This is a genomic window from Streptomonospora wellingtoniae (assembly GCF_031845375.1).
Taxonomy (GTDB): Bacteria; Actinomycetota; Actinomycetes; order Streptosporangiales; family Streptosporangiaceae; genus Streptomonospora; species Streptomonospora wellingtoniae.
Genome location: NZ_JAVREK010000016.1, coordinates 1 through 14,493, shown reverse-complemented (window position 1 = coordinate 14,493; position 14,493 = coordinate 1). Strand labels below are relative to the sequence as shown.

Below are 14,493 nucleotides of genomic sequence, written 5' to 3'. Positions count from 1 at the left end.
GGACGGCAGCGGGCCCGACCGGATCTTCCGCACCCGAGTATGGCCGCCACCGGCCCCGGCGGCCACTGTCGGTCCCGCCCCCGCGGAGGTTGCAGGGAGCGCCGTACTGGGTACGCGTTGCCGCATGCGGACAAAACTTCTCGACCTGCGCACCGGAGGGTCCGAGAGCATCACCGATATCACCGGGCTGTGCAGGGACTTCGTGGCCGAATCCGGCGGCGACGGCCTGCTCAACGTCTTCGTGCCGCACGCCACGGCCGGCGTGAGCGTGATGGAGCTCGGTGCCGGATCCGACGACGACCTGCTCGCGCTGCTCGGCGACCTGCTGCCCAAGGACGACCGGTGGCGGCACCGCCACGGCTCCTACGGCCACGGCCGTGACCACGTGCTCCCCGCGCTCATCCCGCCCCAGGCCACGGTACCCGTGGTCGGCGGCCGCCTTGAGCTGGGAACCTGGCAGTCCATCGCGTTCGTCGACACCAATATCGACAATCCGACCAGGCAAGTCCGCCTCTCGTTCTTGACGGGCGCCGGATAGCGGACAGGATGGTAAGTGCAGTACACCTCAGGGCGCAGGCGCGTTGACGGATCAGGTCCCCAGCGTGTGAACTTAGCCCTCAACAGCGGGGTCGCCCCGGTGATACGGGACCGCGCACGGTCGGCCCGCCGGAACATCTGCGGGATCGGCGCGAAGAGCAGAACTTGTGGAGGAGGACTTTCGTGAGCGCGACCGCGGGCCAGGCACAAAGCGAACGTGGCCTGGCCGACCGACTCGGATTCAAACCGGGTCAGGTGGTGCAGGAATTCTTGTTCGACGACGACGTGGACGAGGAGCTGCGCGCCTCGATCGCCGAGCGAACCGGCGAGGAGCTGGTCGACGAGGATTACGACGGCGTCGTCGACGCCGCGCTGCTGTGGTGGCGGAGCGACGAGGAGGACGACCTCACCGATGTCCTGGTCGACGTTCTCGGCGCGGTGGAGGGCGGGGGCATCATCCTCGTACTGACCCCCAAGCCCGGGCGCGAGGGACACGTCGCGCCGAGCGAGGTCACCGAGGCGTCCACGACGGCCGGACTGTCGCAGACCAGCGCCGTGAGCGCCGGCGCGAACTGGTCGGGGACACGGCTCGTCGCGCCGAAGGTGCAGCGCTGAGCGGCTCCCGTTCCCGGCCGGGACGGCGTCTGCGGAGCGGATTGCCATAGGGTGACCCGCGGGTGTGCCGTCCGTCGGCATCGGCGGGCGGCGCACGCCCCTGTCCGCGCGTTCGCAGGAGGTCCCATGTCGATCGAGCCGGGCGAGGCCGCTCCCCACTTCGAGCTGTCCGACCAGCACGGCCAGACCGTGCGCCTCGCCGACTTCGCCGACCGCAGGAACGTCGTGCTGGTCTTCTATCCTCTGGCGTTTTCCGGCGTGTGCCAAGGCGAGCTGACGGCGCTGCGTGAGGCATCCGGAGACCTGGTCAACGACCGGGTGCAGCTGGCGACGGTCTCGGTCGACTCCATGTTCGCCCACCGGGCCTGGGCCGACCGGGAGGGCCTGGAGTTCCCGCTGCTGTCGGACTTCTGGCCGCACGGCGGCACGGCCCGGACCTACGGCGTCTTCGACGAGGCCCGCGGGGTGGCGCTGCGCGCGACCTTCGTCATCGACAAGGCGGGCGTCGTCCGCTGGAAGGTCGTCAACCCGATCTCCGAACCGCGCGACGTCGACGACTACCGCAAGGCGCTCGCCGACCTCGCCTGACGCCGCCCCTGCAACCGGTCCCGGCGCCCTGCGGAGCCGGTACGATTTCCCTGTCACCGGATCCGCACCACACATCCGGGCGTGTAGCTCAGTTGGCAGAGCCCCCGCCTTACAAGCGGGTGGTCGGAGGTTCGAGTCCTCTCGCGCCCACACAGGTCAGCTCCCCTTTCTCGTCCCTTGTTCGAGTCTCCCGGACCCGAGTGGGGGACGAGAGGGATCGAGACCCGAGCCTCAAGCGGTCGGCGCGCGGACTCCCGGTGGATCTCCTTGCCCGCGCTGAGGGCTGCCCCAACCCCACGATCAGCGGCCTCCGAGCGCGGTCGGGACGCTCGCGTTCCGAAGGACCCGCGGCCATTCTGGCGGTGCTCGCCCAGGTCGGGAATCGGGCTACGTCGTCCGCCGGGTGCGCCACGGCGGGGCGCGCCCGGCTGCGCCTACCGGGTCAGTCGCGGGACTCCCACGGCCACGCCGCGCGCTGCCCCGACCCGATCAGCGGAATCATCCGAAACGCTGCATCCGACAGCCCTCCGAAGGTGTGTCGGTTGCCCTCACCCGACGGGCCGTGTCCGTAGCGGTAGCCCGCCAGGTTCCAGGTGTAGACCGGCACCGTCTCCGGCACCTGCCGAGTGGCCTCCTCGCCGCCCCGCGCCTGCTCGTCGGTGACGATCACCACCCGGTCCTGGACCCGGAAGCGGGACCGCACCGCGTCGGCGGTGTTGGTGCCGCCCATCCACGAGAACCGGTCGATGATCCGCAGCAGCGAATCCTCGCGCGCCACATGCACCGGCTGCGACCGGGTTCCGAACTCCACCAGATCGGCGCTTGCGCACCGCATCGCCAGCGCGGCCCCGAAGGTCGCGGCGGCGTCGGCGCGGTTCAGGTCGGAGCGGGCCGACAGCGGTGACTGCATGGACCCCGACCGGTCGACCAGCACCAGGGTGCTCCCGCCCAGCTCGGGGACGTTGCCCAGGGACGCCTGCAATGCCTTGTCGAGCGCGTGGCCCCACCGCAGCGACGGCGCGTTGCGGTAGGCCGCGAGGAACCGCATCGGGAACTGCCGCGACTTCGCGACCTCCTCGGAGTCGGCAAGCCGCTCGGCGACCTGCTGCGCGACCTCATCGGACACCCCGGCCTGGTCGAAGTTGCGGAGGTTCCGCAGCAGCGCCATGTAGCCCATGGACGGGATCAGCGCCTCCCACAGGGCGGCCTTGTCGACCTTGTCGCCCGCCATCGACAGGGCGGCCTCCCACGTCATCCCGGCCCGCTTCAGCTCGTCGGGGTCGAGGAGAATGTCCGCGCGCTCCTCCACGGAGTCCCCGAAAGCGAGGTTGCGCGCCAGCACCGGCAGCGTGTGCGTGTCGGGGACCGTGCCGCGACCGTGGCGCCGGTCGTGTGCGTACTGGAACAGGTGCCCCTGCCACGGCTTGTCAGATTCGGGGGAGGCGTGCACCAGGTTGAGCACGTCGGAGAACCGGAAGCCGCGCGAACCGGTGTCGTACTTGATCATCGACCGCTCGTCGTACAGGCGCCCCACAGCGTCGGCGATGCCGCGCTTGACGGGCTTGGGCACCGAGCGCCCGTACCGGCGGGTCCAGTAGGCCAGAGCCTCGCCGGGCTCGTCCGCGCGCTGCAGAGCGGCGGTCACCATCTGGCGGGAGTGGCCGTGCGCTCCGGCCTCCAGGCGCGCCTTCGCGCCTTCGAGGGCGGCGACGGTCGCGCCGGTGCGCATGTTGCCTTCGCCGCGCAGCCATCCCACGAACCCCGTGAACCACTCGGGGTCGGCCACCGCAGCCTCGCGGGCGAGCGCGCGGAACCTGGCGTCACGCTCGTTGGCGCCCTCGTAGAAGGTCTGCTCGCCGACCATGTTCGCGACCGCGAGCAGGAACAACTCGCTCTTGGTGTCGCGCGCGTAGCCGGGGGCGCCCTCATGAGTGCGGCCCGAGGGGGCCTGCTCTCCAGCGATGGGGCCGCGGCCGGAAGGACGGGCGCCGACGGTGTTGAACTTGGCCAAAGGAAGGCTCCTTCCGCGCGGGGAGAAGCCCTCTTCAGGTGATGCGCCCGAGGTCGAGGTCGCGGACGGTGCGTAGGTGCTCGACCGATCGAACTGCACCGGTGAACCGGTGACGCGGCTCGAACCGGCAACCACCCGCTAAGAGGCGAAGTAACCGTCTCCTGCGCGCCGGGCGCACCATCTGAGGTTGTGCCCCCCCGAGATCAGAGTCGGCGCCGGTGATTCGTTGGAAGAAGTAACCGGAGCCTGCGCACCGGGAGGTGCCGCCATCACAGTACAGGAGAGTCGCGACAGCGGGGGCCGGGTTTCGCCCACCTGGCCGACCCGGTCCTTGAGGATGTGGCCCATGGCGGAAGGGCCGATCGGCAGGTCGACGCCGTAGCGCTGCACTACGTACTGCGAGAGGGCAGCCCCACCGGCGGGTGTTCGGCGCGGACGCGCAGGGCCGCCCGCAGGTTGTCGTCGGTGTGCTGGCGGCTACCGGGCGGCAGCGGGTGCGGATCTTCGACCGGGAGAGGACCGAGGGAGGCGAGGCTGCGCGGGGCGGGCGTATGCGGGGGCTCCGCTTGGGTGCGCTGATGTATCGGTCTACATCGATGCTGCATCGAATAGGCTGGACACCGCCGCCGCCTCCGCGCCGCTCGGCCGGTGCCGGCGGCGAGAGCACGAGGAGGCCGGTCATCACCGCTGAGCAGAGTCCCCGGACCACTCCGCCCGCTGCGCCGGCGGAGCTTTCCGCGACCGGAGCGCTGTGGACGCGCCTGGTCGCCCTGCACAGCCGGGTCGACGCCCTCGTAGAGCGCGCCCTGCACCGGGGGTTCGGCATCGGGCTGTCGGAGTTCCTCGCGCTGTCGGCGTGCGCAGGTGCTCCCGACGGCGAGATGCGCATGCAGGACCTCACCGACGCCGTCAACCTCAACCAGAGCTCGGTCAGCCGCATGGTGACCCGCCTGGAGCGCACCGGCCTGACCGAGCGCCGCAGCTGCGAACACGACCGGCGCGGGGTGTACACCGGGATCACCGGTCACGGAATGGACGTGTTCCGCCGGGCCGTACCGGTCTACGAGTCCGTCCTCGCCGAGGCCCTCGACCTCAGCGCGGCCGACCCCGAGTTGGCCAGCCTCGTCGAGCACCTTTCCGCCCTGCGGACCTGAGGCCCCCCGGCCGCGCCGCTCATTCTCGCCCACCGCGGCCGTTGGCGCGCCGAGCGGATCCTCCGCATTGCGCCATACGCGTGCGGCCCGCCGGCACCGGTCCGGCCGACCGCACGCGTCGCGGAAGGGTCAGGAGGTGTGGACGTCGGGCACGGGAGCCGCGTCCATGCCGTCGCCGATGAAGTAGCTCGGATGGGGCGGCTGGTTGTAGGCGGTGTTCTGCCAGGCCATGGCCACGCGGTACTGGGTGTCGTGCATCAGCGTGGGCATCCGGACGCTCGTCGGGTGCGGTGTGGAGTAGATCCGCAGCGCGCTGCTGTCCTCAGTGCGCCAGACCACCTCCTCGCGCCAGTCACCGAGGATGTCGCCGCTCAGCGCCGGCGTGGACTTGGTCCCGTTGTTGGAGGCGACGCCCTCGCCGGTCAGCAGGCGCTCGTCGCCTTCGGGGCCGTAGGAGTCGATGTGCGTGCCGTCGAGCAGTTCGCGCACCGGATCCCCGTCCCACCACGCGACGAAGTTCGTCGAGGACGGAGTGCGGCCGATGTTGTTCCCCTGGCCGTCGAACAGGCCGCTGATCCCGCCGCCGGCCGCCCAGAACTCCGCGCCGGGATTGCCGGCCCAGACGTCGGCGGCCACGCCGCGGCCTGGGCCCTCCTGGCCGTCGGCTGTGGGCTTGCGCCACAGGGTCTCGCCGGTCGCGGCGTCGTCCAGATGGGCGCCCGCTGCGCCGCCGGTGCGCTCCTGGATGTCGAACACCTCCAGGCCGCCGCGCTCGGGCAGGAAGTCGCCGACGTGCAGCGCGTCGCCGTGGCCGTAGCCGGTGTTCCACAGGCCGCTGCCGTCGTCGTCCACGGCCATGGCGCCGTAGACCACCTCGTCGCGGCCGTCGCCGTCGGCGTCGGCGATGCTCAGCTGGTGGTTGCCCTGGCCCGCCCAGGCGGAGCCGGCTTCGTCACTGTCGAAGGTCCAGCGCTCGGTGAGCCGGCCGTCGCGCCAGTCCCAGGCGACGAGCACCGAGCGGGTGTAGTAGCCGCGCGCCATGATCAGGCTCGGGCGCTCGCCGTCGAGGTAGGCCACCCCGGCCAGGAACCGGTCGACCCGGTTGCCGTAGTCGTCGCCCCAATCCCCGACGTTCCCGCGCGAGGGACGGTAGTCGACAGTGCTCAGTTCGGAGCCGTCGGCGCCCTCGAAGACCGTGAGGTACTCCGGGCCCGAGAGGATGTAGCCGCTGTCGTCGCGGTGGTCGGCGCCCGCGTCGCCGATCACTTCGCCCCGGCCGTCGACGGTGCCGTCGGCGGTCTTCATGGCGACCTCGGCCGCGCCGTCGCCGTCCAGGTCGTAGACCGAGAACTGGGTGTAGTGGGCGCCGGCGCGGATATTGCGGCCCAGGTCGACGCGCCACAGGCGGGTGCCGTCGAGCTCGTAGGCGTCGACGATGGTGCTGCCCGTGTAGCCGGACTGGGAGTTGTCCTTGGCGTTGCTCGGCTGCCACTTGAGCACGATCTCGTAGGCGCCGTCGCCGTCGAGGTCGCCGACGCCGGCATCGTTGGCCGAGTAGCTGTAAGAGCCGTCAGGGGTGCTGCCGCCCGCGGGCCGCTGCAGAGGGACGTCCAGGTAGCCCCGGCCGAACCGCAGGGCCGAGGGCGAGGCCTCCTGCTCCTGGCCGTCGACGACGGGCCGGACGGTGTAGTCCGCACCGGAGGGTGCCGGAGAGTCCAGGTAGGAGGTCGCGCCGGTGAGGGGCTCGGGGTTCACCCGGGTGCCGCCGCGGTAGACGTTGAAGGCGACGCCGCCGGGGTCGGTCGCCAGCATCCGCCAGCTCACCAGGTTGCCGTCGCCGCTGCGGACGCTGACCGGGCCGCGGCCGAGGGCCTCGACCTGGCGGCCCGAGGTGTCGTCGCCGTCGCCGTCGCCGTCGCCGTCGCCGGTGGAACCGTCGCACACGGTGCCGTTGAGGGTGAAGGCCCGGGGAGCGCCGTTGGTTCCGGTGTGCGTGGCCTGGAAGCCGAACTCGACGGTGCCGCCGGAGGGGATCGCAGCGTTGTAGGAAGCGTCGTCCACGCGCACCCGCGAGCCCGACTGGGTGGCCTCACCGTTCCACGATCCGGTGACGTTCTGGCCGTCGGCGAACTCCCATTCGAGCGTCCAGCCGTCGATCGGGTCGCCGAGATTGGTGATCGCCACCTCGGCCGTGAAGCCGTTGTTCCACTGGTTGACGGTGTAGTCGATGCTGCAGCCGGCCGCGGCGCTCGCCGGCGGTGCCGCCAGGAGGGCCGCACCCGCGGCCCACGCTGCCGCCGCAGCGGCGGCAGCGTGCAGCCGGGGCCGGGGCCGGTGCCGGTGCCGTCCCGGGCTGCGGGTCGGGGGGATTCCGTCTGTCATGCGAGGCTCCTCGCTCCCCGCGCGCCGCTGCGCAGAAGAGCGCGGAGGCGGGCTCCGCCTACCGCGAATCGGCGCCGGGGATCGGTGGGGGATGGGGCGTGATCGGTCTTCGGTTCGGATTCCCGAGGTCGGCGTCGAACGGGGGTGGAGAGTGGCGTGTGTGTTCGGCGAAACCCCATGGCCGCAGGGATCCTGGGCACTCCATTTACAGTTGAAAGCGCTTTCAATCGCCTCTGGGCGAACGAACATAGCACGACCGGGAGAAGGCTGGAAGGGATTCGATAAAATCGATTCAAGATCCCTTTTTCGCTCGCGCCCGCCACCCCCCGCCGCGATCGCGGCAGCGGACCGCGGGGCTCAGCCCCATTCGACGCGGACCTGGGTGCGCCACTGCTCGACAAGTTCGGCGAGGCCGTCGACCGCCACCTCGAAGGCGCGGTTCCACAGAGCGAGGTAGAGCTGCGCTGCGGTGCCGCCGAACACCGCGTCGGGGCGCTCCGCTGCGGCCAAGGCCGTCGTGCCGGCCGCCGCCACGGCGGGCTCCTCGCTGATGCGCACCGACCAGGAGTGGCCGGTGTCGGCGCAGCGCACCACGACGGTGCGGGGCTCCAGAGAGCGCAGCGTGCTCCTCCGCCGCGGCAGGAAGCCGCAGAGCAGCTCGTCGATCCCGTCCGCCGCCAGGGCCGGCGTGACCGGCACATCGGCGGTAGGCGGCGGCCCGCCCAGGCTCGCGGCGAGGGCGTCGACGCTGTGGATCGTGGTCTCGTGCGCCTGCCTGCGGGCCCAGAACAGCCGAGGCCGGGGCGCGTCCTTCAGGAACACCGGGGCCTCCGCGTCGTCCGGGGCCGCCCGCAGCGTCGCGACGAGGTCGTCGAGCCCGGCGGAGAACCAGGCGAAGGGGTCCGGCGCGGCCGTTCCCTCGGCGTGGGAGCGCTCGGTGTCGTGGTCGCGGTCCCCGCGGAGGACGGCGGCGGCCCACCTGTGCACCATCGTCATTGCAAATGGAAATCGTTTTCCTTCACGATGGCTACAAGATCAACGGGGTTCGGGCGTGCCGCCGCTAGCCTTCCACACTTGCCAGCATGCGCTGAACCTCGGCGTCGCCGACCTGCGGGAAGCTCTTATACCACAGGCTGACCGCCTGGAACTGCGGCGGGCTCAGCACGCACACGACGCGGTCGCACACGTCGGCGAGGGCCCGGGCGGCCTCAGGCGAGCACACCGGTACCGCCAGCGTCAGCGACGCCGGCTCCTGCTCGCGCAGAGCCGACAGCGCCGCCCGGGCGCTCATGCCCGTGGCGAGGCCGTCGTCGACGACCACCACGTCGCGTCCGGCGACCCGCGGTGCGGGGCGCTCACCGCGGTAGGCCTCGACCCTGCGCCTTGCCTCGGCGCGCTCCTTCTCGACACTGTCCGCCAGTTCGCCGGGGTCCGGGCGCACCATGCGCTTCAGCCGGTCGTCGATGATCGGCGCTCCTTCGGCCGTCACAGCGCCCACCGCGGTCTCGGGGAAGTCGGGGGTGGTGATCTTGCGTACGACGGTCACGTCCAGGGGAGCCTTCAGCCGTTCGGCGACCACGCGGCCCACGGGCACGCCGCCGCGGGGCAGCGTCAGCACCACGGGATCGCGCAGTCGCAAGTCCAGAACGCGATCGGCCAGCCGCCGCCCCCCGTCGTCACGGTCGCGAAAGACCTGCATGCGGACCACCTCCGCCACGCCGTCGTGGAGCATCACGGCCCGGCTACCCCCCTGGCCGCATGCGGAAACCGCCCGCCGACCCCTCCGGCCCCGGGGGTTACCGCCCGAAGGGCGGGGTAGTCGGACACCGACGGCGTTCCGCCTCCGGTGCAGCCCGCGTCAGCGGCCCCGGGCGGCGCCGCCCCACCATCCCAAAGTCTCCGGTTCCCGGCGAGCCGGCCCTCGAGGGCGGGCTCCCCGTCCCCGCGCGGTGCCGTCGGCGACCGGGGCGCAATCGCGGAGGGCGGTGATCCGTGGTCATCACCCAGTCGCGTCGGAGCGGGCGCACCGGCGTCCCCACGATGGGCGTCGAAGAGGAGTTCTTCCTGGTCGACGATGCGGGGGCGCTCGCCCCGCGCAGTGTCGAGGTCCTGGAATCCGTTGCACCGGGGCCGAGCGCGCTGCTCGGCGAGTTCACCCGGAGCCAGGTCGAGTCGGCCGGCCCGGTCTGCACCGGGGTGGACGAGCTGCTCGGCGGACTGCGCGCCGCGCGGCAGCGGCTGGCCCAAGCCGCCGCCGGCCAGGGAGCGCGGGTGGTGGCCGGAGGGGTGCCGATCATGCCGGAGAGCGGCCCCCAGCGGCTCAATCCGGGATCCCGCTACCAGCGCATCGCCGACCGCTTCGGCGCCGTGGCCGCCGCGGCGGGTACCAACTGCGGCTGCCACGTGCACGTGGGCGTTCCCGATCGCGACAGCGGGGTGGCGGCCAGCAACGGGCTGCGGCCGTGGCTGCCGGTGCTGTTGGCCCTGAGCGCGAACTCCCCGGTCTGCGAGGGGGCCGACACCGGCTACGCCAGCTGGCGCCAGCCCCGCTGGTCGCGCTGGCCCACCGGCGGACCGCCGCCGCCCATGGAGTCGGCCGAGCACTACGAGGCCTGTGTCGCGGCGCTGCTGGAGTCGGGCGCCGCGCTGGACCGCCGGATGGTCTACTGGGACATCCGGCTCTCCGATGTCAACCCGACGGTGGAGATCCGGGTGTGCGACGTCCCGTCCACCCCTGAGGAGTCGGCTCTTCTCGCGGTCCTGGTGCGCGCCCTGGTCAGCGCCGCCCTGGACGACGCCGCGGCCGGCCGTACGCCCGCGCGGCGCGACCCGGCGGTGCTGCGCGGCGACCTGTGGCGCGCCGCGCGCGACGGCTTGGAGGGCAGCTGCCCCGATCCGCTGGGCGGCGGCCGGCTGCGCCCGGTCCACGCCGTCCTCGCCGGGGCCGTCGAGCAGCTGCGGCCCTACCTCGCGCGCTCCGGCGACCTCGGCTACGCCCTGGAGGCGCTGGCCGTCCTGCGCACGCGGGGCGGCGGCGCGGCCCGCCAGCGCGCCTCCTACACCCGCCGGCTCAGCGCCGCCGACGTCGTCGACTACCTGGCCGGCGTCACGGTGCAGGGCCTGGGCTCCCGGCGGGCGCATGCGTCCGGGGAGCCGCCCCCGGCGCATGCGCGGCACTTCGGCGGGTAGCGGGCCGGGGCTGCCGTTCGCGGCGCTATGCCACATGAGGAGGAAGAACACGATGACCGACCGGCAACGGCTCAAGGAACTGGGACAGCAGTTGCGCGTCGACGCGGTCCGCGCCGCCGACGCCGCGGGTTCGGGACACCCGACCTCGTCGATGTCGGCGGCGGACCTCATGGCTGTGCTCGCCTCGGACCATCTCCGCTACGACTTCGACGAGCCCTCCCACTCGGGCAACGACCACCTGATCTTGTCCAAGGGGCACGCGTCGCCTCTGCTGTACGCCCTTTACAAGGCCTGCGGCGCGATCTCCGACGAGGAGCTGCTGCGCTACCGCAAGCTGGGCAGCCCGCTTGAGGGCCACCCCACGCCGCGGCTGCCGTGGGTCGACGTGGCCACCGGGTCCCTGGGGCAGGGCCTGCCGATCGGAGCGGGGGTGGCTCTGGCGGGCGCGAGCCTGGACCGCCTCCCGTACCGCGTCTGGGTGCTCTGCGGTGACAGCGAGCTCGCCGAGGGCTCGGTGTGGGAGGCCATGGAGTACGCCGGACAGGCGGGACTGGCCAACCTGACCGCTGTTTTGGACATCAACCGGCTGGGACAGCGCGGGCCGACCCGGCACGGCTGGGACCTGGACGCCTACCGCCGCCGCGTGGAGGCCTTCGGCTGGCACACGGTCGAGGTCGACGGACACGACGTCGACGAGATCGACGCGGCCTACCGTCGCGCGCGCGAGGAGGCCGAGCGCCCCACCGCGATCATCGCCCGCACCGTCAAGGGGGCCGGTGTCAGCGCCGTCGCCGACCAGGAGGGCGCGCACGGCAAGCCGCTGGCCGACGCCGAGCGGGCGGTCTCCGAGCTGGGCGGCCGGCGTGACCTGCGCATCGACGTCGCGCTGCCCGACAGCGGGGGAGTGCGCCAGCGCCCCGGCGGTTCCCGGGTCGACCTGCCGACCTACGCCGTGGGTGGCGAGGAGGCCACTCGCGACGCCTTCGGCCGAGCGGTCGCGGCGCTCGGTGACGCGCGCCCCGACACGGTCGTCCTGGACGGCGAGGTCGCCGACTCCACGCGCGCCAAGTTCTTCGTCGATCAGCACCCGGACCGCTTCTTCGAGTTCTACATCGCCGAGCAGCAGATGATCGCCGCAGCAGTGGGGCTGCAGGTACGCGGGTGGACGCCCTACGCGGCGACGTTCGCGGCCTTTCTGGCCCGCGCCTACGACTTCGTCCGCATGGCGGCGGTCAGCCGCGCGGACATCAACCTCGTCGGGTCCCACGCCGGTGTGTCCATCGGGGAGGACGGCCCCTCCCAGATGGGGCTGGAGGACATCGCGGCCCTGCGCGCCGTGCATAACAGCGTGGTGCTGCACCCCTGCGACGCCAACTCCGCCGCGCGCCTGACGGCCGGGATGGCCGAGCACGACGGAGTGAGCTACCTGCGGACGCTGCGCGGCAAGACGCCCGTGGTCTACGGGCCGGACGAAGGCTTCGAGATCGGCGGCAGCAAGGTGCTGCGATCCTCGGCGAGTGACCGGGTGACGGTCGTGGCCGCCGGTGCGACCGTTCACGAGGCGCTGGCCGCGGCCGATGCGCTCGCCGGCGAGGGGATCGGCGTGCGCGTGATCGACGCCTATTCGATCAAGCCGGTGGACGCCCCGAGGCTGCGGGCCGCGGCCGAGGAGACGGGGCGCATCGTCACCGTCGAGGACCACTGGCCCGAAGGCGGGCTGGGGGACGCGGTGCTGGACGTGTTCGCCGACACCCGTTCGACGCCGCGCACGATGAAGCTCGCGGTGACGGGGATGCCGGGCTCGGCCACCCCCGAGGAGCAGCGGCGCGAGGCCGGGATCGACGCCGGGGCCGTCGAGGCGGCGGTGCGGGGCATCCTGCGCCAAGAGCACGAGCCGGCCGCGGCGGGCAGCTGATCGGCCCGGGGCCGGCGGAGCGACACCCGCTCCAGCCGGTCCCCGGCGGTACCTCAGGCGGAAAATAGAGATCGAGTCGGTATGAGTAGTTCGGTGCGTCCGGGCTGCTTTTATTGTTTGGTCTGATTTATCCTCAGTAGTGCGGCGTGTGCGGCGGTTCGCTGCCCCGGTTGCAGGCATGCATTCATTGCGGTTACCGAATGTCCGGATTTGGTTGTCCGGAGGTTGATCCTCTTTTTCGGATGTTTTTTCGTTGCTGGGATTCGCGTTGTCCTGAAAGCGGTGTCCCCGGATTCAATGCAGGTAGGAGGGGCGGCACGGTAATCGCCGCCGTTGGTCCGACCGGACCGAATTCGGGGTGTATGAGCGGGCAATGCGTGTCCGTGGTGAAAGTCGGTGTTCGGGGCGCATGCGCGGAGGATCGCCGGGTACGTGGGGTGCCGACCAGGCGTGAGATCGACCAGCCGCCGAAAGTGACCGCCGAAGAGGTCGGTCCCGACGGAGCGGCGTGTGAAGCGGAGTTCTCCGGTGCGTATCCCGTCCCCCGCGGCGGACAGCCGACCGGGCGTCCTAGTGGAAGGCGAATCGGATTTCCCCGACATCCGCACACGAACGGTGCTTGGATAACGATCGGCCACCGCGGAACCGGGCGCCAGGCGGACTCCGTGTGCCGGGAACGCCGGTCGAAGAACAATCGGCACATAATCAACCCTCAGCAAGGATTGGGTGGAAACTCCATGACGGAGTCCGGTGTGGATAACGGGCAGCAGCGGCTGAGCCTGGGAACCGGGGCCGCGCGGAATCTCGCGACGACGACCAAGACTCCCCCGCAGATGCAGGGGATCACCTCCCGCTGGCTGCTGCGCCTGCTCCCCTGGATCGAGGCCACCGGCGGCTCCTACCGGGTGAACCGCCGGCTCACCTACACCGTCGGCGACGGGCGGGTCAGCTTCGTCGCGACCGGCGCCGAGGTGCGGGTGATCCCCAACGAGCTGTGCGAGCTGTCACTGCTGCGCGACTTCGACGACGAGGCCGCGCTGGAGGCGCTGGCCGAGCGCTTCACCCAGGAGGAGTACGCGCCCGGCGACATCATCGTCGAGCGGGGCTCCGCCGCCGACCGGGTGTGCCTGATCGCCCACGGCAAGGTGAGCCGGCTGGGCAGCGGCGAGTACGGCGACGAGACGGTCCTGGGGACCATGGTCGACGGCGACCACTTCGGAGCGGCAGCCCTGGTCGAGGACCAGGGCACCTGGGACGCCACGGCCAAGGCGCTCACACCCTGTACCGTGCTCACTCTGCGGCGCTCGGAGTTCGAGGAGGTCGCCGGGCGCTCCGAGGCACTGCGCGCGCATCTGGCCGAAGTCGGCTCCCGGGACGTGCCCGAGGCCGACGGCGACGGCGAGGCGGCGATCGCGGTGGCGTCGGGGCATGCGGGTGAGGCGTCGCTTCCGGGGACGTTCGTGGATTACGAGGCGGTGCCGCGGGAGTACGAGCTGAGTGTGGCGCAGACGGTGCTGCGGGTTCATACGCGGGTGGCGGATCTGTACAACCAGCCGATGAACCAGCTGGAGGAGCAGCTGCGGTTGACGGTGGAGGCGCTTCGGGAGCGCCAGGAGCACGAGATGGTGAACAACCGCGATTTCGGGTTGCTGCACAATGCGGACCTGAGGCAGCGGATTCCCACGCGCGGAGGTCCGCCCACCCCCGACGACCTCGACGAGCTGCTGGCAACGGTGTGGAAGCAGCCGGACTTCCTACTCGCCCACCCCCGCGCGATCGCCGCGTTCGGCCGCGAGTGCAGCCGCCGCGGCATCTACCCCCAAAGCGCCGACATCGAGGGGCACCGCGTACCCGCCTGGCGGGGCGTGCCCATGTTCCCCTGCAACAAGATCCCGGTCAGCGACACCCGCAGCACTTCGATCATGCTCATGCGCACCGGCCAGGAGAAGCAGGGCGTCGTCGGCCTCCACCAGACCGGCCTGCCCGACGAGTACCAGCCGGGGCTGTCGGTGCGGTTCATGGGCATCGACGACAAGGCCCTGATGTCCTACCTGGTCAGCACCTACTACTCGGCCGCAGTGCTGGTCCCCGACGCCCTCGGG

11 protein-coding genes and 1 tRNA gene are annotated in these 14,493 nt (G+C 71.8%); 8 read left to right on the top strand and 4 right to left on the bottom strand.

Annotated features, from left to right (window positions below):
- The first annotated feature begins 124 nt into the window (after positions 1-124).
- The 4 genes from RM446_RS15415 (at position 125) to RM446_RS15400 (ending at position 1,890) form a co-directional block, all read left to right on the top strand.
- Positions 125-538, top strand: coding sequence for a YjbQ family protein (locus tag RM446_RS15415; protein ID WP_311545998.1), 414 nt, complete (start codon positions 125-127; stop codon positions 536-538).
- A 182-nt stretch (positions 539-720) separates the two neighbouring features.
- Positions 721-1,152: a DUF3052 domain-containing protein gene (locus tag RM446_RS15410; RefSeq protein ID WP_311545997.1), complete on the top strand. Its 432-nt coding sequence runs from the start codon at positions 721-723 to the stop codon at positions 1,150-1,152.
- A 126-nt stretch (positions 1,153-1,278) separates the two neighbouring features.
- Positions 1,279-1,740, top strand: a complete 462-nt coding sequence (locus tag RM446_RS15405) for a peroxiredoxin (RefSeq protein ID WP_311545996.1) — start codon at positions 1,279-1,281, stop codon at positions 1,738-1,740.
- Between the two features lie 77 nt (positions 1,741-1,817).
- Positions 1,818-1,890: transfer RNA gene (locus RM446_RS15400), tRNA-Val, on the top strand.
- Positions 1,891-2,182: 292 nt separating this feature from the next.
- Here the strand turns inward: RM446_RS15400 and RM446_RS15395 are convergent.
- A complete protein-coding gene (locus tag RM446_RS15395; protein WP_311545995.1) occupies positions 2,183-3,751 on the bottom strand; it encodes a TROVE domain-containing protein in 1,569 nt (522 codons plus the stop codon).
- 596 nt (positions 3,752-4,347) lie between these two features.
- Between RM446_RS15395 and RM446_RS15390 the strand changes: the two genes are divergently transcribed.
- Entirely contained in the window at positions 4,348-4,905 is a 558-nt protein-coding gene (locus RM446_RS15390; protein WP_311545994.1) for a MarR family winged helix-turn-helix transcriptional regulator, read from the top strand.
- 129 nt (positions 4,906-5,034) lie between these two features.
- Here RM446_RS15390 and RM446_RS15385 read toward each other — a convergent pair whose 3' ends face one another.
- The 3 genes from RM446_RS15385 to RM446_RS15375 all read right to left on the bottom strand — a co-directional run bounded on the left by RM446_RS15385 (position 5,035) and on the right by RM446_RS15375 (position 9,019).
- Positions 5,035-7,287 carry a rhamnogalacturonan lyase family protein gene (locus tag RM446_RS15385; protein ID WP_311545993.1) on the bottom strand — a complete coding sequence of 751 codons (2,253 nt, stop codon included), beginning with the start codon at positions 7,285-7,287 and terminating at the stop codon, positions 5,035-5,037.
- Between the two features lie 357 nt (positions 7,288-7,644).
- Positions 7,645-8,283, bottom strand: a complete 639-nt coding sequence (locus RM446_RS15380) for a maleylpyruvate isomerase N-terminal domain-containing protein (RefSeq protein WP_311545992.1) — start codon at positions 8,281-8,283, stop codon at positions 7,645-7,647.
- 64 nt (positions 8,284-8,347) lie between these two features.
- On the bottom strand, positions 8,348-9,019 hold the full coding sequence (locus RM446_RS15375) for a phosphoribosyltransferase (RefSeq protein WP_311545991.1): 672 nt from the start codon (positions 9,017-9,019) through the stop codon (positions 8,348-8,350).
- 260 nt (positions 9,020-9,279) lie between these two features.
- On the opposite strand from RM446_RS15375, the gene RM446_RS15370 reads away from it, so the two are divergent.
- From RM446_RS15370 to RM446_RS15360, 3 genes are all read left to right on the top strand, one after another.
- A complete protein-coding gene (locus tag RM446_RS15370; RefSeq protein WP_311545990.1) occupies positions 9,280-10,476 on the top strand; it encodes a carboxylate-amine ligase in 1,197 nt (398 codons plus the stop codon).
- The gene (locus RM446_RS15365) at positions 10,427-12,391 is read left to right on the top strand and encodes a transketolase (protein ID WP_311545989.1); all 1,965 of its coding nucleotides are present in this window, start codon (positions 10,427-10,429) and stop codon (positions 12,389-12,391) included. The genes RM446_RS15370 and RM446_RS15365 overlap by 50 nt, the downstream gene beginning before the upstream one ends.
- 737 nt (positions 12,392-13,128) lie before the next feature.
- A partial coding sequence (locus RM446_RS15360; protein WP_311545988.1) for a family 2B encapsulin nanocompartment shell protein occupies positions 13,129-14,493 on the top strand: 1,365 nt, incomplete at its 3' end.

Bases quoted from the DNA above. Each gene is read 5' to 3' on its own strand.
- RM446_RS15415 (WP_311545998.1), top strand. From the start codon at position 125: ATGCGGACAAAACTTCTCGACCTGCGCACCGGAGGGTCCGAGAGCATC.
- RM446_RS15405 (WP_311545996.1), top strand. From the start codon at position 1,279: ATGTCGATCGAGCCGGGCGAGGCCGCTCCCCACTTCGAGCTGTCCGAC.
- RM446_RS15390 (WP_311545994.1), top strand. From the start codon at position 4,348: ATGCTGCATCGAATAGGCTGGACACCGCCGCCGCCTCCGCGCCGCTCG.
- RM446_RS15385 (WP_311545993.1), bottom strand. From the start codon at position 7,287: ATGACAGACGGAATCCCCCCGACCCGCAGCCCGGGACGGCACCGGCAC.
- RM446_RS15380 (WP_311545992.1), bottom strand. From the start codon at position 8,283: ATGACGATGGTGCACAGGTGGGCCGCCGCCGTCCTCCGCGGGGACCGC.
- RM446_RS15375 (WP_311545991.1), bottom strand. From the start codon at position 9,019: ATGCTCCACGACGGCGTGGCGGAGGTGGTCCGCATGCAGGTCTTTCGC.
- RM446_RS15365 (WP_311545989.1), top strand. From the start codon at position 10,427: ATGCGTCCGGGGAGCCGCCCCCGGCGCATGCGCGGCACTTCGGCGGGT.